The sequence below is a fragment of the Micromonospora sp. NPDC023814 genome (assembly GCF_040639595.1).
Classification (GTDB): Bacteria; Actinomycetota; Actinomycetes; order Mycobacteriales; family Micromonosporaceae; genus Micromonospora.
The window spans coordinates 21,469-45,107 of the sequence record NZ_JBFAAF010000040.1 but is presented as its reverse complement, the minus strand read 5'-3'; the positions used below and the strand labels follow the sequence as shown (position 1 = coordinate 45,107).

Here is a 23,639-nt window from a genome sequence, read left to right as displayed (position 1 = left end):
GGGGAAGCCTCTGGTTGGATCGACGGAGGAATCGGCGGAGGGCGGAACCGGTGACGGAGCAGGGCGCGGTCGTCCACATCGGCGGCTACACGGCACACGGCGGGGGCCGGGGCACCGGCATCGTCGCGGCGCGGCGGGACCCGGGCTCCGGGGAGCTGTCCCCGCTCGGCACCGTCGCGGTCACCCCGGCGCCCTCCTTCCTCGCCCGGCACCCGCGGCTGCCGGTGCTGTACGCGGTCAACGAGCTGCCCGACGGCGAGGTCAGCGCCTTCCGGGTGGCCGCCGACGGCGACCTCACCCCGCTCGGCACCCGGTCCACCGGGGGCGCGGAGCCCTGCCACCTGGCGGTCGTCCCGGACGGCGGCCACCTCGTCGTGGCCAACTACGGCGGCGGCAGCGTGGCGGTGTTCCCGCTCGGCCCCGACGGGGTGCCCGGCGAGCGCAGTGACCTGGTGCGGCACGAGGGGCACGGGCCGGACCCGGAGCGCCAGGCCGGCGCCCACACCCACATGGTCAACCCCGACCCGGGCCGGGGCCCGCTGCTCGCGGTCGACCTCGGCACCGACTCGATCTACCGCTACGACCTGGACGCCGCCTCCGGTCGACTGGTGCCCCGGGCGCCCCGGGTGCGGGCGGCCGCCGGCTCCGGCCCCCGGCACCTGGCCCGGCACCCGGACGGCCAGCGGTGCTGGGTGGCGGGGGAGCTGGACGCCTCGGTGACCGCGTACGAGCTGACCGCCGAGGGTGCGCTGCACCAGCGAGGCCGGGTCGACGCCAGCGACCGGGCCGGGCACGTCCAGCCGTCGGAGATCGCGGTCGGCCCGGACGGCCGCTTCCTCTACGTGGCCAACCGCGGGGTGGGCACGGTCGCGGTCTTCGCCCTGGCCGGTGAGCTGCCGGAGCTGGTCGCCGAGGTGGACACGGGCGGGGAATGGCCGCGGCACTTCGCCCGGGCGGGGGAGCACCTCTACGTGGCCGACGAGCGGGCCGACATGGTCCGGGTCTTCCGGGTGGACGCGGCCACCGGTGTCCCGGCCCCGGTCGGGGAGCCGGTGGCGGTGCCCAGCCCCACCTGCGTCCTGCCCTGACCAGGCCAGATCAACGCGGCGAGGCGAGACGGTTACTCATCGTCGACAATTTGGTGGTCAACTGTATATCCTGCGTAACTTTCGTCCGAACGGTTGTGGCAGCCACCGAGGCGGGTACGCAGTATGGTCAGCGTGTCAGCAGGCCGCCATCGCATGCGTTCCAACGTTCACGCAGCTACCGCCGCTGCTGCCGTCGGCGTGCTCGCCGTGACGGCCGGCGGCTGGTTCGGCTACCAGCAGCTGGCGCAACCGGACTGCTCCGGCAGGATCGAGCTGTCCGTCGCCGTCGCCGACGAACTCGCCCCCGCCGTCGACGCGGCGGCCACGCGGTGGGTCGAGGACGGGGCCGCAGTCGGCGGGACCTGCATCGCGGTGAAGGTCTCGGCCTCCGACCCGGTCGACGTGGCCGCGACGGTCGCCGCCAAGCACGGTGTCACGCTGGCCGGCGTCGGCCAGGCCAGTGGCACGGCGGTCAGCCCGGACGTCTGGGTGCCCGACTCCTCCACCTGGCTGCTGCGGCTCAAGACCGGCGGCGCCACCGCCTTCGACCCCGGCAACGGCGCGTCCATCGCCCGCAGCCCGGTGGTCGTGGCGATGCCGGTGCCGACCGCCTCGCGGCTGGGCTGGCCGCAGAAGAAGTTCAGCTGGACCCAGCTTCTCCAGCAGGTCCAGAGCGACAAGCCGCTGCGTACCGGCATCGTCGAGCCGACCCGCGACGCGGCGGGGCTGTCCGGCCTGCTCTCGCTGACCGCCGCCGCCAGCGCCACCGGCGGCCCGGACGCCGAGAAGGACAAGGTCGCCGCGCTGCGGGCGCTGGCCACCGACCGCTCGGCGCTGCGGCCGGACCTGCTCGCCCGGTTCCCCACCGCGTCGGACGCGACGACGATCGCCAGCAGTCTCGGCGCGGCGGCGCTGTCCGAAGAGGACGTGATCCAGTACAACAGCAAGAAGCCGCCGGTGCCGCTGGCCGCGCTCTACCTGGAGCCGGCGCCCGCGCCGCTGGACTACCCGTACGCGGTGCTGCCCGGCATTGAGCCGGCCAAGGCGTCGGCGGCGCGGGAACTCTACGAGGTGCTCACCACCGCCGACTTCCGCGACAGGCTGGCGGCCCAGGCGCTGCGGGCGCCGGACGGCAACTGGGGCGCGGGCTTCGACGCCCCGCAGGGCGCACCCAGCCCGGCGGGCGGCGCGTCGGCCCCGCCGGCGACCGGCGGCACCGCGGCGTCCGGCGGGCTCGACCCGCAGAACATGGACCGGGCGCTCTCCAGCTGGTCGATCGCCACCCAGTCCGGCCGGATGCTCGCCGTCATCGACGTCTCCGGCTCCATGAAGGAGAAGGTGGCCAACGCCGGCAACGCGACCCGGCAGCAGGTCACCGCAGAGGCGGCCCGGCGCGGGCTCAACCTCTTTGACGACTCCTGGTCCATCGGCCTCTGGACGTTCTCCACCGAGCTGGTCGGCTCCCGCGACCACCAGGAGTTGGTCGCCATCGGGCCGCTGTCGCGGCAGCGCGGCAAGCTGGAGCAGGCGCTCGGCTCGATCCGGTCCTCCAGCGGCAGCACCGGCCTCTACGACACGATGCTGGCGGCCTACCAGAAGGTGCAGGACAACTGGGAGCCGGGCCGGGTCAACTCGATCGTGTTGTTCACCGACGGTAAGAACGAGGACTCCGACGGCATCACCCAGCAGCAGCTGCTGGCCGAACTCAACAAGATCAAGGACCCGGAGCGGCCGGTGCAGGTCGTGATCATCGGTATCGGCGGCGACGTCAGCAAGGCCGAGCTGAAGTCGATCACCGACGTGACCGGCGGCGGCGCCTTCGTCACCGAGGACCCGACCAAGATCGGCGAAATCTTCCTCCGGGCGGTCGCGCTGCGCAAGGCCCCGGCCTGAGTGACGAAGCAGGGCGTGCAGGGCCCGTCGTACCGTCGGATCCGGTACCGCGGGCCCTTTCCCGCCACCGGGTCCGTCGGGAAAAGTGACGGCAATACGTCGGAAGCAATCGGCCACCACGGTTGTCGGGGCAGGATGTCGTAGTGCTCCGCGGCCGGCCCGCGACGGGCCGGTCGACGACCGGGGCCGTCGGCATGCGAAGTGGGGAGGGCCGGTGACCTCGGCTACGCTGTTGACCCCCGCCCGAGCGGCGTCGCCGGACCAGCCGTGGTCCGGGCAGGCGGCCCGCACCGACGAACGTGCCTACGTCCGCTCCCTGGTGGTGCTGGACACCACCATCCTGACCATTGCCGTGCTCATCGGGTACGTGGCCCGCTTCGGCGGCGACACCCCGGGCGGTTCGAAGGTCCCGTACGTCGTGGTGGCTCCCGGGCTCGTCCTCGCCTGGCTGATCTCGCTCCGGGTGCTGCGCTGCTACGACGACCGGGTCCTCGGGTACGGCGCGGACGAGTACCGGCGGGTCAGCGCCGCCAGCCTGCGCCTCGCCGGCGGCATCGCGATCGTCGGCTACATCGCCGACGTCGGCGTCTCCCGGGGCTTCCTGGGCATCTCGTTCGCGGTCGGCGCCGTCGGTCTGGAGGTGGCCCGGTTCGCCGCGCGCAAGCGGCTGCACCGGGCGCGGTCCCGGGGCGCGGGCTGGTCGCGCAAGGTGCTGGTGGTCGGCGACACCGCGCACGTGCTGGAGCTGGTGCACACCCTGCGGCGCGAGCCGTACGCGGGCTACCAGGTGGTCGGCGCGTGCATCCCCGACGCGCTGCTCGCCCCGGTCGCCCAGCGGCTGGGCGACGTGCCGGTGGTCGGCTCGTTCCGGGGCATCCCCGAGGCGGCCACCGCCATCGGCGCGGACACGGTCGCGGTGACCGCCTCCGGCGAGCTGACCGCCACCCGGCTGCGGCGGCTGGGCTGGCAACTGGAGGGCACCGGCGTCGACCTGGTGGTGGCGCCCGCGCTGACCGACGTCGCCGGCCCACGCATCCACACCCGGCCGGTCGCCGGCCTGCCGCTGATCCACGTCGAGGCGCCGGAGTTCCGCGGCGCCCGCAAGCTGGTCAAGGGCTTCGTCGACCGGGCGGCCTCCTCGCTGGCCCTGACGCTGCTGCTGCCGCTGCTGGCCGTCATCGCGCTGGCGATCAAGCTCGACAGCCGGGGGCCGGTGCTGTTCCGCCAGACCCGCGTCGGGCAGGGCGGCCGGGAGTTCGGCGTCTACAAGTTCCGCACCATGGTGGTGAACGCCGACGCCCTGCTGGCGGAGCTGGCCGCCCGCAACGAGACCGACGGCCTGATGTTCAAGATGCGCGACGACCCGCGGGTGACCCGGATCGGTCGGCTGCTGCGCAAGTGGTCGCTGGACGAGCTGCCGCAACTGGTCAACGTCCTGTTCGGGCAGATGAGCCTGGTCGGCCCCCGCCCGCCGCTGCCCTCCGAGGTGGCCCGCTACGACGGGGACGTGGCCCGCCGGCTGCTGGTCAAGCCCGGCATGACGGGGCTCTGGCAGGTCAGCGGCCGGTCCGACCTTAGCTGGGAGGACGGCATCCGGCTCGACCTGTACTACGTGGAGAACTGGTCGCTCGCGGCCGACCTGACGATCCTCTGGAAGACCTTCGGTGCCGTGGTCAACAGTCGCGGGGCGTACTGACCCGCCGGTGGGGACAGTCAGTCCTGCGGGCCGGTCCAGTCCAGGCACACCACGACCGCGTCGTCGACCAGGTCACCGGCGACGAACGCGCGGAGGTCGCCGATCAGCGAGCGCACCGCGTCCAGCGGCTCCATCGGCCCGGTCCGGCGCAGGAACCGGTCCAGCGCGGTCTCGCCGTACCGGACGTCCTGCCCGGTGGCGTCGACGACGCCGTCGCTGACCACGAAGAGCCGGTCTCCCCGGCACAGCTCGAACCGCTGCTCGTGGTAGTCGGTGGCCTCGAACATGCCGAGCGGGAACTGCGCCTCCAGCGGAAGTTGGTGGACCTCCCCGTCGCGCAGCAGCACGAGGCGGGGCGACCCGGCGTCGACCACGGTCAGCACCCCCGAGCGCAGGTCGAGGTCCATCAGCAGCGCCGCGAGGTGCTGGTCGCCGCGGTGCAGGTCGTAGATCGCCTGGTCGGCGAGGGCCGCCTGGTCGGCGAGGCCGAGCCCGGCCCGGCGGGCGTTGCGCAGCGCGTACGTGGCGAGCGAGGTGAGCATCGCGGCGGCCACCCCCTCGCCCGTGCCGTTGATGGTGGAGAGCCAGACCCGCTCCCCGTCGTCGGACCAGTCGAAGCTGTCGCCGCGCACCGCGTACGCCGGTTCGAGCTGCCCGGCGAGGCTGAACGAGGGCCGGATCCGGCTGCGGCCGGGCAGCATCTCCCACTGCATCTCGGCGGCGAGGGTGAGCCTCCTGCTGCGCCGCGCGGCCCGGTAGACGTCCGTGCCGGCGCTGACCGCGGCGATCTCGTGGGCCAGCGCGGTGGCGGTCTCCGCCAGCTCGTGGAGCGTCCCCGGGTCGCCGGGGGCCGGCGCCACCCGCAGCACCCCCCGGCGCTCCCCGCGCATCGACACCGGCAGGTACGCGGTGTCGTCGGCGACGATCGGGGTCTGGTGGTCGAAGCAGCGCCAGGCGGGGTGCCCCGGGCCGGTGACCGGCTCCCCGTCACCGAGCGGCAGCAGCGCCGACAGCCGGTAGTCGACCTGGAGGAGTTGCACCCGGGTGATCCCGTAGGCCCCGGCCAGGGTGTCGGCGACCCGGTCCAGCAGGAGATCGGCGGGCGCCTCGTTGAGGGCGCGCCGTACCCGGTTGACCGGTTCGCTCATCCTTCGCTCCTTGGTCGCGAGCCCGCACCAGCGGTTTCGGAGTAGTCTCGGGCGCACCATGGCGGAAGTGCACGGTCCCCAGGGGCCCCAGACGAGTATGGCTGCCGAGCTCGACGCGGTGGCCGATGCCCTGCTGACGGTCTGGGAGGCCGCGCGGGAGCGCACGACCAGCCGTGTCTCCGGCGCCCAGCTGCGCGCGGTCATGCTGGTCGAGCAGCACGACGGGATCAACCTCCGCCGCCTGGCCACCGGGCTCGACATGCTGCTCTCCTCCGCCAGCCGGCTCTGTGACCGGCTGGTCGCCGCCGGCATGCTGGAACGCGAGCCGGGCCGCCTCGACCGGCGGGAGATCTCGCTGCACCTCACCCCGGAGGCCCACCGGCTCCTCGCCGAGCTGCGCGACGATCGGCGCCAGCAGCTCGCGGCGATCCTCGGCGACATGACCCCCGAGGGGCGGCAGGCCCTGCTGCGGGGCATGCGGGAGTTCGACGAGGCGGCGCGTCGCCGCCACGCGTCCGTCCAGTCCGTCGAGCCGGCCGGCCCCTGGTCGGACGCGGGCGGCCCGGCGGAGCCTCCGGTCGGCCTACCGAAGCGGGAGTGGCCCGGCGACGAGTCGAGGGTGGCCAGGACGGCCTGACCCGCCGGCGCACGCCCGGACCGTCCGCACCGGGTGCCCGGCGGGCGGGGCGGCTGTCACGCGTCGGGCGCCGCGGCCACCGCGAGCATCGCGATGTCGTCCTGGCTCTGCCCGTCCACCCACTCCTCGACCAGGCGCAGGAGCCGGTCGACGAGCGCGGCGGGGGCAGCCCGGCCGCCGAGGCCAGCGCCCCGCGCAGCCGCTGTTCGCCGAACACCTCGCCGCCCCGGGGCCGCTGGTCGGGCACTCTCCGGGTGGGATCGTTGCCCCGGGGCAAGCGTACCGAGGCGGCTGCCCGACGCCCATCGGAGGAAGCCGGGCTCAGGGCTGCCGGGTCAGCCAGCCGGCGGGTCGGGCGAGGATCCGGCGGACCACCGAACCGGCCCCGCCGACGGCCGCCGCCGCGCCGCCCAGCGCCGCGGGGCGGACGGTGACCGGCGACCAGGCCGCGGTGAGCACCCGGCGGGAGACCTCGGCGAGCACCGGCGGGCGGAGCCAGGGCGCCAGCGGGGCGTATCCGCCGCCGAGCACCACGGTGTCCAGGTCCAGCAGGTTGACCACCCCGGCCACCGCGACCCCGAGCGCGGTACCGGCGTCGGCCAGGGCGTGCAGCGCCGCCGGGTCGCCCGCCCCGGCCAGCTCCGCGAGCCGGGTCGTCGCGGTGTCCGCCGGGAGGTCCGCGCCGGCCAGGCCGGCCGCCGCGAGGATGACCTCCTGACCGGCGTACGTCTCCAGGCAGCCCCGAGCCCCGCACCGGCACGGCCGGCCGTCGGGGCGGACCGGGACGTGGCCGATCTCGCCGCTCCAGCCCCGGGCGCCCCGGAACAGGGAGCCGTCCAGGACGATCCCGGCGCCGATGCCGACCTCGCCGGAGACGTGCAGGAAGCTGGCCGGGCCGGCCGGTCCGGCGTGCAGCTCGCCCAGCGCGGCGAGGTTGGCCTCGTTGTCGACCACCAGCGGTGGCACGCCGTCCACGTGCGCGGTCAGCGGCGGATGCCCGGCGAGGAGGGCGGGAACGGGCACGTCGCGCCAGCCCAGGTTCGGCGCGAGGCGGACCAGCCCGGCGTCGTCGACCAGGCCGGGCACCGCGAGGGCCGCGCCGGCCAGGGTGAGCCCCTCGCGGGCCGCCTCGGCGCGGGCGTGGGCGGCCAGGTCGGCCAGCCGGGCGACGGCCTCGGCGGGGGAGACCGGCCGGAGGTCGGCGCGGAGCACCGTGTGGTGGCGGACCCGGCCGGCGAGGTCGACCACGCAGGCGGCCAGGTAGTCGACGTTGACCTCCAGGCCAAGCCCGGCCGGGCCGTCGGCGGCGAGCACCAGGCTTCGGGACGGCCGCCCCGCGCCGGTCCGCGGCGTCGGCTCCGCCTCGCGCACCAGCCGGCCGGCGAGCAGGTCCTCCACCACGGCCGAGACGGTGGCCCGGGTCAGGCCGGTCCGGGCGGCCAGCTCGGCCCGGGACGGCGGGCGGTCGGCGGCGGCGATCCGGCCGAGCACCACGGCGAGGTTCCACTCGCGCAGGCTGCCCTGCCGGACCGGCCCGGGCGGGGCGTCGGGACGGGTCACCCCTTGACGCTGCCACAGGCCGACCAAATAATTCAACCGCTGAACAAATAGCGGACGACACCCCCGGAGGTCTGCCATGGCGCCCCGTCCCACCCCCGCCGACAAGTTCTCCTTCGGCCTCTGGACGGTGGGCTGGCAGGCCCGCGACCCGTTCGGCGACGCCACCCGGCCGGAGCTGGACCCGGTCGAGGCGGTGCACCGGCTCGCCGGGCTCGGGGCGTACGGGATCACCTTCCACGACGACGACCTGGTGCCCTTCGGGGCGGACGCCGCCACCCGCGACCGGCACGTCGCCCGGTTCCGCAAGGCGCTCGACGAGACCGGCCTGGTGGTGCCCATGGTGACCACCAACCTGTTCACCCACCCGGTGTTCAAGGACGGCGGATTCACCAGCAACGACCGCGACGTCCGGCGCTACGCGCTGCGCAAGGTGCTGCGCAACGTCGACCTCGCCGCCGACCTCGGCGCCCGCACCTTCGTGATGTGGGGCGGCCGGGAGGGCGCCGAGTACGACCTCGCCAAGGACGTCCGGGCCGCCCTGGACCGCTACCGGGAGGCCGTCGACCTGCTCTGCCAGTACGTCGTCGACCGCGGCTACGACCTGCGCTTCGCCCTGGAGCCCAAGCCGAACGAGCCGCGCGGCGACATCCTCCTGCCCACCGTCGGGCACGCCCTCGCCTTCATCTCCACCCTGGCCCACCCCGAGCTGGTCGGGCTCAACCCCGAGGTCGGGCACGAGCAGATGGCCGGCCTGAACTTCGTCCACGGCATCGCCCAGGCGCTCTGGCAGGGCAAGCTGTTCCACATCGACCTCAACGGCCAGCGCGGCGTCAAGTACGACCAGGACCTGGTCTTCGGCCACGGCGACCTGCTCAACGCGTTCGCCCTGGTCGACCTGCTGGAGCACGGCGGCCCCGGCGGCGCGCCCGCCTACGACGGCCCCCGGCACTTCGACTACAAGCCCTCGCGCACCGAGGACACGACCGGCGTCTGGGCGTCGGCGGAGGCGAACATGCGGACGTACCTCCTGCTCAAGGAGCGGGCGGCGGCCTTCCGGGCCGACCCGGAGGTGGCCGAGGCGCTGGCGGCCAGCCGGGTCGCCGACCTCGGCACGCCGACGCTGGCACCGGGAGAGGGCCACGCCGACCTGCTCGCCGACCGTTCCGCGTTCGAGGAGTTCGACGTCGACGGGGCCGCCGCGCGGGGCTTCGGCTTCGTCCGGCTCAACCAGCTCGCCGTCGAGCACCTGCTCGGCGCGCGCTGAGGGCCGCCGGAGATGCCGCTCGTCGCCGGGGTCGACTCCTCGACCCAGTCCTGCAAGGTCGTCGTCCGGGACGCGGAGACCGGCGCCCTGCTCCGGCAGGGCCGGGCACCGCACCCGGACGGCACCGAGGTCGACCCGTCGGCGTGGTGGTCCGCGCTGGCCGCGGCGGTCGACGCCGCCGGCGGGCTGGCCGACGTCGCGGCGGTCTCCGTCGCCGGCCAGCAGCACGGCATGGTCTGCCTCGACGAGGCGGGCGCCGTCGTCCGGCCCGCGCTGTTGTGGAACGACACCCGCTCCGCCGGGGCCGCCGCCGAACTGGTCGAGGAGGCCGGCGGCGGGGCGGCCGGCCGCCGGTTCTGGGCGGACGCGATCGGCAGCGTGCCGGTGGCCAGCTTCACCGCCACCAAGCTGCGCTGGCTGGCCCGGCACGAGCCGGAGCACGCGGCCCGGGTGGCGGCCGTCTGCCTGCCGCACGACTGGCTGACCTGGCGGCTGGCCGGCGCGCCCGGCCTGGCGGCGCTGCGCACCGACCGGGGCGACGCCAGCGGCACCGGCTACTGGTCCCCGGCCACCGGCGACTATCGGCTCGACCTGCTGGAGCGCGCCTTCGGCCGGCGCCCGCACGTGCCGGCCGTGCTCGGCCCGGCGGAACCGGCCGGCGCGCTGCGCCCCGACGCCTTCCGGGCCGGCCCGGGACTGCCCGACGGGGCCGTGCTCGGCCCCGGCACCGGAGACAACGCCGCCGCCGCGCTCGGGGTCGGCGCGGGGCCGGGCGACGTGGTGCTCTCCGTCGGCACCTCCGGCACCGTGTTCAGCGTCGCCGACACCCCCGCCGCCGACCCGACCGGCACGGTCGCCGGTTTCGCCGACGCCACCGGCCGCTTCCTGCCGCTGGTCTGCACGCTCAACGCCGCCCGCGTGCTCGACGCCGCCGCGGCCCTGCTCCGGGTCGACCTGGACGAGTTGGCCGCGCTGGCGCTCGCCGCCCCCGCCGGCGCGGACGGCCTGGTCGTGGTGCCCTACCTCGAGGGCGAGCGGACCCCCGATCGGCCGCTGGCGACCGGCGCGGTGCACGGGCTGACCCTGCGCACCTCGACCCCGGCCCACCTGGCCCGGGCCGCCGTCGAGGGCCTGCTCTGCGCTCTCGCCGACGGCCTCGACGCGCTCACCGCCCAGGGCGCCACGGTCCGCCGGGTGATCCTCGTCGGCGGGGGAGCCCGCTCGGTGGCGGTGCGCCGGATCGCGCCCGAGGTCCTCGGGGTGCCGGTGGTCGTCCCGCCACCGGGGGAGTACGTCGCCGACGGCGCCGCCCGCCAGGCCGCCTGGGTCGCCCTGGGCGGCGCGGCGCCCCCCACCTGGTCGGTCCGGGACACCGAGGAGTACGCGGCCGCGCCCGTTCCCGCCGTCCGCGAGCGGTACGCCGCCGCCCGCGACCGCTTCCTCGACCGGCTCGACCGCGCCCCGGCCGGCGAAAGGTAAACGACTGTACGGGCGCGCCCCGGCTCGCGATCATCGACGAATGCGAACCACCCCCCAAGCGGACGAGGCGCCGGTGACCGTCGGGACAGGCATCCCCTCGATGCTCCAGTACGACGACGCGGACACCCCCTGCGACGTCATCGACGCGCTGGTCCTGGCGGACTTCGTCACCGGCCGGCACCCGTGGTCGCACACGGTCCGGCTCTCCCGGGTGCGCCCCGACGCGCCCCTGACCGCCCCCGACGGGCGACTGTTGCGTACGGCGGTGGAGAACCGGCAGCGGTCCCGCCTGCTGGCCGGCGACGGCTGGACGGCCCGGGTGGTCACCTGGAAGGGGCGGGGCGCCGAGGTGACCGTCACGGCGGTGACCGAGGAGGTCGGCCGGGCGGCCCTCGACCGGATCGTCGACGGGGCCGCCGAACCGGAGGACCCGGGTGCCGGCCGGATCGGCTTCTGGCACCAGAACCCCCGCCGGGGCAGCCAGCGGGACGTGCGGTCGATCGCCGCGCCGGAGTGGGCGCAGATCCGGCCGAACTACGCCGCCGGGGCGCGCACCGCGCTCGACGCGCTGATGGCGACCACCCCGCAGCAGCTCGCCGGCCGGTTGGTGCTCCTGCACGGGGCGCCCGGGACGGGGAAGACCACCGCGCTGCGCGCCCTCGCCCGAGCGTGGCGCGAGTGGTGCCAGGTCGACGCCGTGCTGGACCCGGACGTGCTCTTCGCGGACCCGGCGTACCTGTCGGAGGTGGCGGTCGGGGACGAGGACGGCGAGCCGGGCACGGGTCGCCGGTGGCGGCTGCTCATCCTGGAGGACTGCGACGAGCTGATCCGGGGCGAGGCGAAGCAGGCCGCCGGCCAGGCGCTGTCCCGGCTGCTCAACCTGACCGACGGGCTGCTCGGGCAGGGGCGCGACGTGCTCGTCGCCATCACCACGAACGAGGACCTGTCCCGGCTGCACCCGGCCGTGGTCCGGCCGGGGCGCTGCCTGGCCCGGATCGAGGTGGGCCCGCTGTCGTACGAGGAGGCCACGGGTTGGCTGGGCACGTCGGCGGGGGTGCCGCCCCAGGGGGCCACCCTCGCCGAGCTGTACGCGCTGCGTGCGGGCACGCCGGCCACGCCCGCGGCCCCGCCCGCGATCGGCGGCTACCTCTGAGCCGCCCGACCCGCCCGCGCGCCGTCACCCGGTCGTGACCTGACCCTGGTTGGCTGCCGCTCATGACCTTGATGAGCGGCGGGGCGGCGCGGGCCTGGGGCGGCTCGGCCGCGCACCGGTTCTACAGCGTCGTGGTCTTCGTGCTGCTCGCCTCGCTGGACAACGTGGCGATCGGCCTGGTGCCCCCGCTGTACGGGCCGATCGCCGACGCCTTCGACGTGCCACGGCGGCTGCTCGGCCTGGTCACCGCCGTGAGCTTCCTGGCCAGCGCGGTGGCGGCGGTGGGCTGGGCGTACGTCGGCGACCGCGCGAACCGCAAGCCGCTGCTGATGGTCGGCACCCTGATCTGGGCGCTGGGCACCGGCGGCAGCGCGGTCGCGGCGAACTACCCCGCGTTCCTGGCCGCGCAACTGCTGGCGGCGGTCGGGCTGGGCGCCGTCGGGTCGGTCGGGTTCTCGGTCGTCACCGACCTGATCTCACCCCGCCGGCGGGGGCTGGTGATGAGCTTCTGGGGGCTGTCCCAGGGGGTCGGCACGCTGGCCGGCACGCTGGTCGGCGGGCTGCTCGGGGCGGCCGACTGGCGGCGGCCGTTCCTGGCGCTGACCGTGGTCGGCCTGCTGGCGACCGCCGCCTACCTGTTCACCTACGACATCCGCCGGGGCCAGAGCGAACCGGAGTTGGCCGACGCGCTCGCCACCGGCGCCGAGTACGACTACCGGATCAGCCGGGCGGACCTGCCGAGGATCCTCGGCCGGCGGACGAACCGGTGGCTGATCATGCAGGGCCTCACCGCGCAGGCGGCCTTCGGGTCGCTGGTCTGGCTGCCCGTGCTCTTCGCCGAGCGGGCCGAGGACCAGGGCTACTCCGCCGCCACCGCCGTGGTGGTGGGCAGCGTCTTCGCCACCCTGTTCCAGCTCGGCGGGGTGCTCTCCATCGTCGGCGGGCTGGTCGGCGACGCCCTGCAACGCCGTACGCCGAGGGGGCGGGCGCTGGTCGCGGCGGTCGGCATCCTCGCGGCGCTGCCGTTCTACCTGGTGCTCTTCTTCGTGCCGATCCGCATCGACGTGCCCGACGGCGCCGGCGCGGGGACGGTGGTCCGGGCGGTGCTGGCCAGCGTGGTCACCGAGCCGACGGTCGGGCTGAGCCTGCTCACCGCCGTGGTGGCGCTGGCGCTGACCTCCGCGAACTCGCCGAACTGGTTCGCCCTGATCGCCGACGTCAACCCGCCCGAGCACCGGGGCACCGTCTACAGCCTCGGCAACCTGGTGAACGGCGTCGGTCGGGCGGCCGGCAACGGGCTGGTCGGGGTCGCCTTCCACGGGCTGCGGGCGGCCTTCCCGCCGCCGCTGAACTACGCCGTCGGGCTGGCCGCCTTCCAGCTCTTCTTCATCCCGACCGGGATCATGTACTGGCTGGCGTCGCGGACCTCGCCGACGGACATCGCCGACGTCCACGACCTCCTGCACACCCGCGCCGAGCAGCTGTAAGGAAGGGCCCCTTGTTAACGCTATGCGTTAACAAGGGGCCCTTCCTTACAGCTCAGGCCGGCCGGACCCAGACCGTCACGTCGGTGGGCACGGCGTTGTCGGTGTCGAGCGGGGCGCTGGCGTGCACCAGTTCGGTGCCGGCCGGCAGCGGCACGGCGGCGTCGCCGAAGTTGGTCAGCACGGTCAGCCCGCCGTTGCGGAAGGAGAGCACCTCGTCGCCGCTGGCGAGCCACTCCAGCGTGCCCGCGCCGAGGTCGTGCTCGCGGCGCAGCCGCAGCGCCGTCCGGTACAGCTCGTACGTCGAGCCGGGCACGCCCCGCTGCCGGTCCAGGGCGTGCTCCGCCCAGACCGGTGGCTGCGGCAGCCAGCTCGCGTCGGTCGGCCCGAAGCCGTACGACGGGGCGTCGGCCTCCCACGGGATCGGCACCCGGCAACCGTCCCGGCCCCGCTCGGTGTGCGCGCTGCGTACCCAGGTCGGGTCCTGCCGCGCCTCGTCGGGCATCGTGGTGTGCTCCGGCAGGCCCAGCTCCTCGCCCTGGTAGAGGTAGGCCGAGCCGGGCAGGGCGAGCATCAGCAGGGTGGCCGCCCGGGCCCGGCGCAGGCCGAGCGCGGCGTCCGGCTGCGGGTCGCCGATGCCGATGCCGTTGGGCCGCTTGCCGCCGACGGGCAACCCGAGCCGGGAGGCGTGCCGGACCACGTCGTGGTTGGACAGCACCCAGGTGGTCGGGGCGCCGACCGCGTCGGTGGCCTCCAGCGAGCGGGTGATCACCGCGTACTGGGCGGGCGCGGTCCACGAGGCGAGCAGGTACTCGAAGTTGAACGCCTGGTGCATCTCGTCGGGGCGCACGTACCGGGCCAGCCGCTCGGCCGGCTCGACCCACGCCTCGGCGACCAGGATCCGCTCGCCCGGGTAGCCGTCCAGCAGCCGGCGCCACTCCCGGTAGATGTCGTGCACGCCGTCCTGGTCCCACATCGGCGGGCGCGGCTTGTCGACCTCCCGCCCGGAGAGGATCTCCTGCGGCTCCTGCCAGTCGGCCAGGTCGGCCTGCTTGATCAGGCCGTGCGCCACGTCGACCCGGAAACCGTCCACGCCCCGGTCCAGCCAGAACCGCAGCACGTCCAGGAACTCCGCCCGCACCTCGGGGTTGTCCCAGTTGAGGTCGGGCTGCCCGGTGTCGAACAGGTGCAGGTACCACTGGCCGGGTCGGCCGTCGGGGTCGGTGACCCGGGTCCAGGCCGGCCCGCCGAAGACGCTCTGCCAGTCGTTCGGCGGCCGGTCGCCGTCCGGTCCCAGGCCGTCCCGGAACACGTACCGGTCGCGCTCCGGGCTGCCGGGGGCGGCGGCGAGCGCCGCGGTGAACCAGCGGTGCGCCGACGACGTGTGGTTGGGCACCAGGTCGACGATCACCCGCAGCCCGCGCGAGTGCGCCTCGGCGATCAGCCGGTCCGCGTCGGCGAGGCCGCCGAAGAGCGGGTCGACGTCGCGGTAGTCGGCCACGTCGTAGCCGGCGTCGGCCTGCGGCGACGGATAGAACGGCGACAGCCAGACCGCGTCGACGCCCAGCTCGACGAGGTGGTCGAGGCGGGCGGTGATGCCGGGCAGGTCACCGATCCCGTCGCCGTCCGAGTCGGCGAAGGAGCGCGGATAGACCTGGTAGATGACGGCCCGCGTCCACCAACCGGTGGCCGCGTCGGCGGGCGTGTCCTGGTGTGTCGGGTTGCTGTTCAGGGCCTTCTCCCGTGTGTCGAGCCGTACGGTCGGGTGCGTGGTGCCGGGGGATCGGCGGTCCCCGTCAGTGTGCCCGGGGCGGCGCGGTCGATTCCCGCACGATCAGTCGAGTGGGCAGGATCACGGGCGTCTCCGGCGGGTCACCGGCTGCCCGGCGGGCCGGGGTGGAGCCCGCGCCCGCGTCGGGGTCGGGCGGCTCCGGTCGCCGGCCGACGAGCGGGTCGACCAGCATCCGGGCGGCCAGCCGGCCCTGTTCCGCCGCGGGCTGGGCGATCGTGCTCAGCCCGACGACGCGGGCCAGGTCGTGGTCGTCGACGCCGATGACGCTGACGTCCTGCGGCACCCGCAGGCCGGCGTCCCGCAGTGCCGTCATCGCCCCCATCGCCATCTCGTCGCAGGCCGCGAAGATCGCCGTCGGCGGCTCGCCGCGGCGGAGCAGTTCCTTGGTGGCGCGCGTGCCGCCGTCGATGGTGAACTGCGACTCCACGTCCAGGCCCGGGTCCGGGGCGAGGCCGGCGTCGCGCAGCGCGTCCCGGTAGCCCCGCCGCCGGTCGAGGTGGGTGGTGAAGGCCAGCTCGTCCTCCGGGTCGCCGGAGATGTGCGCGATCCGGTGGTGGCCCAGGTCGAGCAGGTGCCGGGTGGCGGTCCGCGCGGCGTCCACGTCGTCGATGCGTACGCAGGGCCAGCCCGGCACGACGGAGCCGGAGCTGACGGTCACCCCGGGCAGCTCCAGCTTCGTCAGGGCGATCAGGTCGGCGGGGCGCAGCGGCGTGGCGACCAGCATGATCGCGTCCACCCGCTTGTGCAGGTTGGCGGCGCGCAGCACCCGCTGGCGGGTCTGCTCCCGCCCGCCGAGGTTGTGCAGCAGCAGGTCGTAGCCCGACTCGTGGAGGAACTCCTCGACGGCCTCCACGACGGTGGCGAAGAACCACCGGGTGATCCGCGGGACCACGACCGCGATGGCGCCGGTGCGCCCGCCGGCCAGCCGGGAGGCGCTCGGCGAGACGGCGTACTCCAGTTGCTCGGCCGCCGCGAGCACGCGCCGCCGGGTCGCGGCCGAGACCGCCGGGAGCCCGCGCAGCGCCCGGGAGACGGTGGCCGTGGAGACCCCGGCCAGGCGTGCGACATCATCGATCTTCGTCACGGTACCCCCGCTTCGCGCCGGCTCCGCCGCCGCCGGTGTCCCGGCGGCGGCGGAGCGGCGTCAGCCCTTGACGCTGCCGGCGAGCAGGCCCCGCACGAAGTAGCGCTGGAGGGACAGGAAGACGATCAGCGGTACGACGATCGAGATGAACGCGCCGGCGGTGAGCCGCTGCCACTCGTTGCCCCGGGTGCCGGCCATCTCGGCCAGCCGGACGGTGAGCGGAGCGGTCTCGTTGCCGCCACCGGCGAAGATCAGCGCGACGAGCAGGTCGTTCCAGACCCAGAGGAACTGGAAGATGCCGAACGCGGCCAGCGCCGGGGTGATCAGCGGCAGGACGATGGTACGGAAGATCTTCGGGTGGGTGGCCCCGTCGACCCGGGCGGCCTCCATCAGGTCCCCCGGGAGCTGCGAGATGAAGTTGTGCAGCAGGAAGACCGCGAACGGCAGCGCGAAACAGGTGTGCGCGAACCACACCTGCGCGAACTTCTGTTCGTCGACCAGGTCCCAGGCGGGCAGCACGGTGACCCCGCCGACGGTGACCCCGGTGGAGAAGAACTTCAGCAGCGGCACCAGCGCCATCTGCAGCGGCACGATCTGCAGCGCGAAGATCGCGATGTACACCCAGTCCCGCCCCCGGAAGTTGATCCAGGCCAGCGCGTACGCGGCCAGGGCCGCGAAGGCGAGCGGGAAGAGCACCGACGGGACGGTGATCGCCAGCGAGTTGATGAAGTAGCTGGCGAGCTGCCCGGACGACGAGGAACGCCCGAACAACACCTCCTGGTAGTTCTCGAAGGTGAACTGCGGGTCGGTGAAGAAGGTCCACCACCCGCTGCTCTTGATCTGGTCCTCCGGCCGGAACGACGAGATGAACAGGCCGAAGGTCGGGATGGTCCAGAGCACCGCGATGACGATCGACACGAGGGTGGCGGTGCGGCTGTTCAGCCGCTTGCGCACCCGCGCGGCGGCGGTGGACGTGTGGCCGTCGGTCTTCTGGGTCCCGGCGGCGACGGTGGGCGTTGCGGTGGTCATCTCAGCCCTTCCGCTGCTGTCGGAGGTTGCGGATCTGGTAGATCACGATCGGCACCACCAGGACGAACAGGAAGACCGCCAGCGCCGAGCCCTGCCCGTTCTGGCCGTACCGGAACGCCTGGTTGTACATCTCGTTGGCGATCACGCTGGTGTCGTAGTTGCCGTTGGTGGCCGTCCGGACGATGTCGAAGACCTTGAGCGTGGCGATCGACAGCGTCACCACGACCACGATCAGCGCCGGCCGGATGCTCGGCATGGTGATCTGCCAGAACATCTGCCACGGGGTGACCCCGTCGAGGCGGGCCGCCTCCACGATGTCGGCGGGGATGGCCTTGATGGCGGCGGAGAGCACCACCATGGCGAACCCGGCCTGGATCCACACCATGATCACGATCAGCAGCAGCGTGTTCAGCGGCGACTCCAGCAGCCACTGCTTCGGTTCGCCGCCGAGGCTCACCACGATCTGGTTGAGCAGACCGATCTGCTCCTGCCCGTCGCCGCGGTAGGCGTACACGAACTTCCAGATGATGCTGGCGCCGACGAAGGAGATCGCCATCGGCAGGAAGATCAGTGACTTGGCGACCGCCTCGAACCGGGCCTTGTCCACCATGACCGCGTAGATCAGGCCGAACGCGGTGGCGACCAGCGGGACGAGCAGCACCCAGATCAGGGTGTTCAGCAGCACCCGGACGATCGAGTCCTCCGAGAACATCCAGCCGTAGTTGCGCAGCCCCACCCAGTCGTTGCTGCCCGCGTCCATGAAGGACAGCATCGTGGTGCGGATGGCCGGGACCACCAGCCCGACGGTCAGCAGCAGCAGCGTCGGCAGCAGGAAGAAGAGCGCGAACACGCCCTCGCGCGGCTTGCGCCGGCGGGGGAGCGGGGCGCCGCTCGTGGAGGCGGCGACGAGCTGCGCCTCCCGGCGGCGGGCGAACCAGGCCGGCACCACGTCGAGGAGCAGGAGCAGACCGCCCACCACCGCGACGAAAGCGATCAGCCCGTACATCAGCATGAGGAACTTCGGCTGTTCCTCCGCGAAGTCGAACTCCATCGACCCTCCCAGGTCTGGATCTGCCGGTGGGCCGGCCCGCGCCCGCGGACCGGCCCACCGTTCAGATCACTTCCAGCTGCTCTCGATGCCGTTCAGCACCGTCGCGGTGTCCTTGCCGTTGATCCAGTCGACCATGCCCTTCCAGAACGTCCCCGCGCCGACCGTGGCCGGCATCAGGTCGGAGCCGTCGAAGCGGAAGACCGAGCTCTTGTCCTGGAGGATCTGGACGGAGAGCTTGTCGATCGGGTTGGCGACGTTGGCCAGGTCGAGCTTGTTGTTCGCCGACACCCAGTCACCGATCTTGGCGCGGCTGTTGGCGTACTCGCCGGAGGCGAGGTAGGTCTGCACCGCCTGGACCTCGGGGCGGTCGGTGAAGGCCGAGACGAACTCGCCGCCGCCCAGCACCGGCTTGCCCTTGGCGGGGTCGATCGCCGGGAAGTAGAAGGCGAAGACGTCGCCGTCCTCGGCCACCTTGGTGCCCTTCGGCCACTGGTTCGCGTAGAAGGACGCCTGCCGGTGCAGCGCGCACTTGCCGGTGGTGATCGGGAGGCCGGCCTCGCCGAAGGCGGTGGTGGCGATGCTCTTCACGCCGCCGTACCCGCCGTTCATGTACTTCTCGTTCTTGAGGATGGTGCCGGCCTTGTCGACGGCCTCGGCGACCTTCGGGTCGTTGAACGGGATGCCGTGGGTGGTCCACTGGTCGTAGACCTCGGGGGTCTGCGTCCGCAGCATCACGTCCTCGATCCAGTCCGTGGCCGGCCAGCCGGTGGCGTCACCGGACTCGATGCCGGCGCACCACGGCTTGGTGCCGGTGGCGGCGATCTTGTCGCTCAGGGCGATCAGGTCGTCCCAGGTGGTCGGGACGGTCCAGCCCTTCTCCTTGAAGGTCTTCGGCGAGTACCACACGAACGACTTCACGTTCGAGCCGAGCGGGGCGCCGTAGAACTGGCCGTTGACGGTGCTGTACTTCAGCCAGTCGGCCGGGTAGTTCTCCTCGGCCATCTTCTTGGTGTCGGCGCCGACCGGCTTGAGCTTGCCCGAGTCCGCGAAGCGCTTGAGCAGGCCGGGCTGGGGGATGAACGCCAGGTCGGGAGCGTTGCCGCCGTCGACCCGGACACCCAGCTGGGCCTCGAACTCGGCGCTGCCCTCGTGGTCGATCTTGATGCCGGTGCAGTCCTCGAACTGCTTCCAGGACTCGGCCAGGCGGTCGGCCTCGATGTCCCGGATCGACGAGTAGATCGTCACCTTCTTGCCGTCGTGGCCCTTGTACTTGTCGTATGCGGCGCACTCCGCGGAACCCGCGGCGTCACTCTTCTTGTCGTTGCCGGTGCCGCAGGCGGTGACGCTCAGCGCCAGCCCCAGTACGCCGGCGATCGCGAGAGCCTGGCGTGATCTGGCAAACGCCATGCCGTTCTCCTTCCTTGCCGGCGCGTGGGGGAATCGAACGCGCGCCGGTCCGATTGGCATCAACACATGTAAGCGCTTGCATCCAGCCCGGTCCACCCCTACCCGGACACGACCGAGTAACAATCCGGAAACCCTGACGTCGCCTCATGGGCGCGCTCCCATGACATGCGTCCGCATCTTTTCAGGAGTGGCGATTTCTGTCACGCTGGAGGTAGGAATAGAAGAATTTCAACATTGGAGGTTCTGGATGCGTAAGCGATGGCTCAGCCTGCTCGCGACCGGTCTGTTGGCCGTGGGCGCGCTGCTCCCGGCGGCCCCGGCGATGGCAGCGCCGACGTTCAAGGTGCCGTTCCCCTGCGGGCAGTCCTGGTCCGGCCAGACGCGGACCGGCCACAGCCCGGCGTACGCGATCGACTTCAACCGCACCGACGACCTCGGCGACCCGGTGGTGGCCAGCGCGCCGGGCACCGTCGACCGGGTCACGGACCTCGGCGGGACCAGCTACGGCAAGTACGTCCGGATCGACCACGGCGGCGGCTACAGCACCTACTACGCCCACCTCAACGGCTTCAACGTCTCCGTCGGGCAGACCGTCGGCTACGGGAAGGTGATCGGCTGGGTCGGCAGCACCGGCGGCTCCACCGGCCCGCACCTGCACTACGAGCAGCGGCTCAACGGCAACGACATCCAGGTCCGCTTCAACGGCGCGCTCGCCCTCTACTGGGGGACGAAGACCTACACCAGCGACAACGGCTGCGGCAGCGCCACCGGCTCCGGCACGGTCAACACCAGCGGGACCCCGCTGACCGTCCGCTCCGGCCCCGGCACCGGCTACGAGGCGGTGGGCACCGTCGCCGACGGCACCCGGGTGACCATCTACTGCCAGACCAGCGGCACCACCGTCACCGGCACCTACGGCACCAGTTCGATCTGGGACCGGATCGGCAGCGGACGCTACATCGCCGACGCGTACGTCTACACCGGCCACGACGGCTACATCCCCAACGTGCCCCGCTGCTGAGCGCGGGACGGGGCCCCGGGACCGTCCGGGGCCCCGTCATCCGGCACGCGTGCCGGGAGCGGCCACCCGCGGACAGCACGGCGCCGGGGTCGTCGGGTCCGGATGCTCCCGTCGGGAGGACGGAGTTCCGGTCACGACGACCCCGGCGGGTCCCGGTCGGCGGCGGACGGCCGCCACGTCAATTGAAGATGCTCACACCACCCGGCCCGACCAGCAGGCCCACCACGATGAGGACGATGCCCCACAGGATCTGCCGGCGGAACAGCGCGAGGATGCCGGCGACCACGAGTACGACTGCGAGAATCCAGAGAATCAGCTCCATGGTTGCTGGATACCCGAGCCGCCGACGCGGGAAACCTCCGGTTGATCGAGGTGGTCGCCCAGGTGGAAGACGCTGTAGGCCTGCTTGATCACGGGGTGGGCGACGTTGCGGACGCGTACCCCGCCGGGCGTGGTGCCCCGCTCGGTCCCGGCGTGCGCGTGCCCGTGCAGCGCCAGTGCGGTCGGCGCCGAGTCGATCGCCTGACCGAGCTGGTACGACCCCAGGAACGGGTAGATCTCCAGCGGCTCACCGGCGAGCGTGTCCGGCACCGGCGAGTAGTGGGTGAGCGCCACCAGCACGTCGCAGTCCAGCCCCCGCAGCGCCGCGGCCAGCGCGTCCGCGCTCCCGGTGGTGGTCCGGACGAACGCCTTCATCTCCGGCTCGCCGAAGTCGCTGGCGCAGCGCCCGGCGAACCCGCCGCCGAACCCCTTCACCCCGGCGACGCCCAGCCGGCCGCCGGCGCAGTCCAGCACGACGCCGTCGCCCTCCAGGACCCTGATCCCGGCGTCCTCCAGCACCTTGACCACCTGCGGCACCTGGTCGCACTGGTGGTCGTGGTTGCCGAGCACGGTCACCACCGGCACGCCCAGTCCGCCGAACTCGGTGGCCACGCACCGGGCCTCCGACTCCGTCCCGTGCCGGGTCAGGTCACCGGCGAGCAGCAGCACGTCGGCGTGCTCGGGCAACTCCTCCAGCGCTGGCCGGAACCGGCCGACCACGTCCTCGTCCAGATGCACGTCACCCACGGCGGCGATCCGGATCACCATGGCACCTCCTCAGGGCAGTTGCTCGATCTCCGTGGGCGCCTGCGCGCGGATCACCCCGATGTCGCTGGTGATCGGCACGTCCGGGAAGCGCTCGGCCACCCGGCGCAGGATCTCCTCCCGCCGGTGCGGGCTCTCCACCTCGCCGTACAGCACGAGGCCGCGTTCCCGGCGGACCACGGTGATCCCCTGCTCGGCCACGTCCGGGTCCTCGGTGAGCAGCCGGTGCACCTCTGCCTCGACGTACTCGTCGGGCGGCCCGGTGGCGACGTCGCGGTGCTCGGTCACGGTGTCCCCTCTCGCTGCGGGGTGCCGGAGTACGGCACCACGTCCAGCCGGTCCAGCAGCACCAGGAACGCCTCCGCGTACGGCGAGTGCTGCGTCTCCTTGCGTACCCGTTCCCAGTCGATCTGCTCCCGCAGCGAACGGGCGAGTGGCAGGCCCCGGGCGAAGTCGCAGTAGTGCTGCGAGAAGCTGAGCAGCTTGTGCACCATCAACTGGGTGGCCGAGAGCACCGGCATGTGGATCGCGTCGACCGGCCGGACCATCGTGTCGGCGAACGTCTCCTCGGTCACCGGCGTCTCGATGGGCCGGTGGATGAGGTCGACCATCCGCCCGTCGTCGAAGACCTTGACCAGCCAGTCCTCGGGCGGGCGCTCGGCCGTGAAACCCGCTGCGACCAGGGCCTCCAGGGCGCGTTCCACGTCGACCTCCCGGATGAGGAAGTCGACGTCGTGCTCGCTGGAGTGGCCGCCGTGGGCGTACACGGCGAAGCTGCCGCCGAGCGCGAAGGGAATCTCTTCCTGCTTGAGCACGGCGGCGACCTTCTTCAGCGTGTGCACCAGGCTCTCGTCCCCGCGCTCGGCCATTGGCGTCTCCCGTCGATGGTGGTAGGCGGCTGATCCAACTCCGGTACCCGGCATCCCGGGGGGCCACACCTGGCAGGAGGCGCGGGTGGGGTCAACCGGGAGCAGACGGTACAAATCTCCGGCAACGCGAGCGCGGATCGGATAGCCTGTGCAGGGTGTCCAGATCACCGGAGGCACGGCGCGGGAGGGCCCGATTGCGCGCCGTCGCCCTGATCGGCATCGACGGCTCGGGCAAGACCACGCAGGCGCACCGGCTCGCCGACGCGCTCACCGCGGCGGGGCACCCCGCCACCTATCACCGCAACGCGGGCGGGCGCCGCTGGCTCGGCCGCGTCGCGCACCGCCTCGGCCGGCCGGACGCCCAGCGTCTCGTCGGGCGCGGCGGCCTGCTCGCCGTGGAGTCCGTGCTGCGCTGGCTCGCCATCGCCGCCGCCCTGCTCGGCTGCCTGGCCACGGGCCGGATCGCGGTCATGGACCGCTACTCCGCCTGCCAGTACGCGAGCATCCGCGCCCACGGGGGCCAGCGCTGGGAGCGGCTCGCCCGGGTGGGCTACCGGTTCTTTCCGCGGCCGCAGGTGACCTTCCTGCTGACCGTCGACCCGGCCGAGGCGTACCGGCGGATCGAGCAGCGCGGCACCGACCACGAGAGCATGCGGTACCTGACCGCCGCGGACGCCGCGTACCGGTCGCTGCCGGAGCACCCGACCTTCGTGGTGGTCGACGCCGGGCGCCCGCCGGAGGAGGTGTCCCGGCAGATCAGGGGTCACCTCGCCGGCTGGCTCGACGCCGCCGACGGGCGCGACGGCCCGTCCCACGCGGTGGCCGCCCCCGCCGTCGTGGCCGCGCCGGCCGTGGAGCCGGTCGCGGCGGGCCGCCTGACCGTCTGACCCGCCGGGTG

21 protein-coding genes are annotated in these 23,639 nt (G+C 73.5%); 10 read left to right on the top strand and 11 right to left on the bottom strand.

Features of this window, described 5'->3' with window-relative positions; translation table 11 throughout:
- The first annotated feature begins 50 nt into the window (after positions 1-50).
- The 3 genes from AB0G14_RS21425 (at position 51) to AB0G14_RS21415 (ending at position 4,677) form a co-directional block, all read left to right on the top strand.
- Positions 51-1,088, top strand: coding sequence for a lactonase family protein (locus AB0G14_RS21425; RefSeq protein ID WP_357699931.1), 1,038 nt, complete (start codon positions 51-53; stop codon positions 1,086-1,088).
- A 132-nt stretch (positions 1,089-1,220) separates the two neighbouring features.
- Positions 1,221-2,981: a VWA domain-containing protein gene (locus AB0G14_RS21420; protein WP_357699929.1), complete on the top strand. Its 1,761-nt coding sequence runs from the start codon at positions 1,221-1,223 to the stop codon at positions 2,979-2,981.
- Between the two features lie 214 nt (positions 2,982-3,195).
- A complete protein-coding gene (locus AB0G14_RS21415) occupies positions 3,196-4,677 on the top strand; it encodes a sugar transferase (protein WP_357699927.1) in 1,482 nt (493 codons plus the stop codon).
- A gap of 17 nt (positions 4,678-4,694) precedes the next feature.
- On the opposite strand, the gene AB0G14_RS21410 is transcribed toward AB0G14_RS21415, so the two are convergent.
- Positions 4,695-5,825, bottom strand: a complete 1,131-nt coding sequence (locus AB0G14_RS21410; protein ID WP_357699925.1) for a PP2C family protein-serine/threonine phosphatase — start codon at positions 5,823-5,825, stop codon at positions 4,695-4,697.
- A 97-nt stretch (positions 5,826-5,922) separates the two neighbouring features.
- Between AB0G14_RS21410 and AB0G14_RS21405 the strand changes: the two genes are divergently transcribed.
- On the top strand, positions 5,923-6,462 hold the full coding sequence (locus AB0G14_RS21405; RefSeq protein WP_357699923.1) for a MarR family transcriptional regulator: 540 nt from the start codon (positions 5,923-5,925) through the stop codon (positions 6,460-6,462).
- A gap of 321 nt (positions 6,463-6,783) precedes the next feature.
- Here the strand turns inward: AB0G14_RS21405 and AB0G14_RS21400 are convergent, their stop codons facing one another.
- The gene (locus AB0G14_RS21400) at positions 6,784-8,022 is read right to left on the bottom strand and encodes an ROK family transcriptional regulator (RefSeq protein WP_357699921.1); all 1,239 of its coding nucleotides are present in this window, start codon (positions 8,020-8,022) and stop codon (positions 6,784-6,786) included.
- A gap of 76 nt (positions 8,023-8,098) precedes the next feature.
- Between AB0G14_RS21400 and xylA the strand changes: the two genes are divergently transcribed.
- The 4 genes from xylA to AB0G14_RS21380 all read left to right on the top strand — a co-directional run bounded on the left by xylA (position 8,099) and on the right by AB0G14_RS21380 (position 13,405).
- A complete protein-coding gene (gene xylA / locus AB0G14_RS21395; RefSeq protein WP_357699919.1) occupies positions 8,099-9,286 on the top strand; it encodes a xylose isomerase in 1,188 nt (395 codons plus the stop codon).
- Positions 9,287-9,298: 12 nt separating this feature from the next.
- Entirely contained in the window at positions 9,299-10,765 is a 1,467-nt protein-coding gene (gene xylB / locus AB0G14_RS21390) for a xylulokinase (protein WP_357699917.1), read from the top strand.
- 40 nt (positions 10,766-10,805) lie between these two features.
- Complete coding sequence (locus AB0G14_RS21385; RefSeq protein WP_357699915.1) at positions 10,806-11,918, top strand: DUF5925 domain-containing protein; 1,113 nt, start codon at positions 10,806-10,808, stop codon at positions 11,916-11,918.
- 62 nt (positions 11,919-11,980) lie between these two features.
- Positions 11,981-13,405, top strand: coding sequence for an MFS transporter (locus AB0G14_RS21380; protein ID WP_357699914.1), 1,425 nt, complete (start codon positions 11,981-11,983; stop codon positions 13,403-13,405).
- A gap of 52 nt (positions 13,406-13,457) precedes the next feature.
- Here the strand turns inward: AB0G14_RS21380 and AB0G14_RS21375 are convergent, their stop codons facing one another.
- The 5 genes from AB0G14_RS21375 to AB0G14_RS21355 form a co-directional block, all read right to left on the bottom strand.
- On the bottom strand, positions 13,458-15,134 hold the full coding sequence (locus AB0G14_RS21375; RefSeq protein ID WP_357699962.1) for an alpha-amylase family glycosyl hydrolase: 1,677 nt from the start codon (positions 15,132-15,134) through the stop codon (positions 13,458-13,460).
- A 64-nt stretch (positions 15,135-15,198) separates the two neighbouring features.
- The gene (locus tag AB0G14_RS21370; RefSeq protein WP_357699912.1) at positions 15,199-16,278 is read right to left on the bottom strand and encodes a LacI family DNA-binding transcriptional regulator; all 1,080 of its coding nucleotides are present in this window, start codon (positions 16,276-16,278) and stop codon (positions 15,199-15,201) included.
- A gap of 60 nt (positions 16,279-16,338) precedes the next feature.
- On the bottom strand, positions 16,339-17,307 hold the full coding sequence (locus tag AB0G14_RS21365; protein ID WP_357699910.1) for a carbohydrate ABC transporter permease: 969 nt from the start codon (positions 17,305-17,307) through the stop codon (positions 16,339-16,341).
- Position 17,308: 1 nt separating this feature from the next.
- On the bottom strand, positions 17,309-18,358 hold the full coding sequence (locus AB0G14_RS21360; protein WP_357699908.1) for a sugar ABC transporter permease: 1,050 nt from the start codon (positions 18,356-18,358) through the stop codon (positions 17,309-17,311).
- Between the two features lie 66 nt (positions 18,359-18,424).
- The gene (locus tag AB0G14_RS21355) at positions 18,425-19,765 is read right to left on the bottom strand and encodes an ABC transporter substrate-binding protein (RefSeq protein WP_357699906.1); all 1,341 of its coding nucleotides are present in this window, start codon (positions 19,763-19,765) and stop codon (positions 18,425-18,427) included.
- A 247-nt stretch (positions 19,766-20,012) separates the two neighbouring features.
- Between AB0G14_RS21355 and AB0G14_RS21350 the strand changes: the two genes are divergently transcribed.
- Entirely contained in the window at positions 20,013-20,786 is a 774-nt protein-coding gene (locus AB0G14_RS21350) for a peptidoglycan DD-metalloendopeptidase family protein (protein WP_357699904.1), read from the top strand.
- Between the two features lie 178 nt (positions 20,787-20,964).
- Here the strand turns inward: AB0G14_RS21350 and AB0G14_RS21345 are convergent, their stop codons facing one another.
- Genes AB0G14_RS21345 through AB0G14_RS21330 form a run of 4 tightly spaced genes read right to left on the bottom strand, consistent with a single transcriptional unit; the run spans position 20,965 to position 22,795 of the window.
- A complete protein-coding gene (locus tag AB0G14_RS21345) occupies positions 20,965-21,108 on the bottom strand; it encodes a GPGG-motif small membrane protein (RefSeq protein ID WP_007464364.1) in 144 nt (47 codons plus the stop codon).
- Complete coding sequence (locus AB0G14_RS21340) at positions 21,099-21,875, bottom strand: metallophosphoesterase (RefSeq protein WP_357699902.1); 777 nt, start codon at positions 21,873-21,875, stop codon at positions 21,099-21,101. The genes AB0G14_RS21345 and AB0G14_RS21340 overlap by 10 nt, the downstream gene beginning before the upstream one ends.
- A 9-nt stretch (positions 21,876-21,884) precedes the next feature.
- Complete coding sequence (locus AB0G14_RS21335; RefSeq protein WP_350678265.1) at positions 21,885-22,160, bottom strand: hypothetical protein; 276 nt, start codon at positions 22,158-22,160, stop codon at positions 21,885-21,887.
- The gene (locus AB0G14_RS21330; RefSeq protein ID WP_357699900.1) at positions 22,157-22,795 is read right to left on the bottom strand and encodes a nucleotidyltransferase; all 639 of its coding nucleotides are present in this window, start codon (positions 22,793-22,795) and stop codon (positions 22,157-22,159) included. Before AB0G14_RS21330 ends, AB0G14_RS21335 begins: the two co-directional genes overlap by 4 nt.
- A 101-nt stretch (positions 22,796-22,896) precedes the next feature.
- Between AB0G14_RS21330 and AB0G14_RS21325 the strand changes: the two genes are divergently transcribed.
- Complete coding sequence (locus AB0G14_RS21325) at positions 22,897-23,628, top strand: dTMP kinase (RefSeq protein WP_357699898.1); 732 nt, start codon at positions 22,897-22,899, stop codon at positions 23,626-23,628.
- The last annotated feature ends 11 nt before the right edge of the window (positions 23,629-23,639 follow it).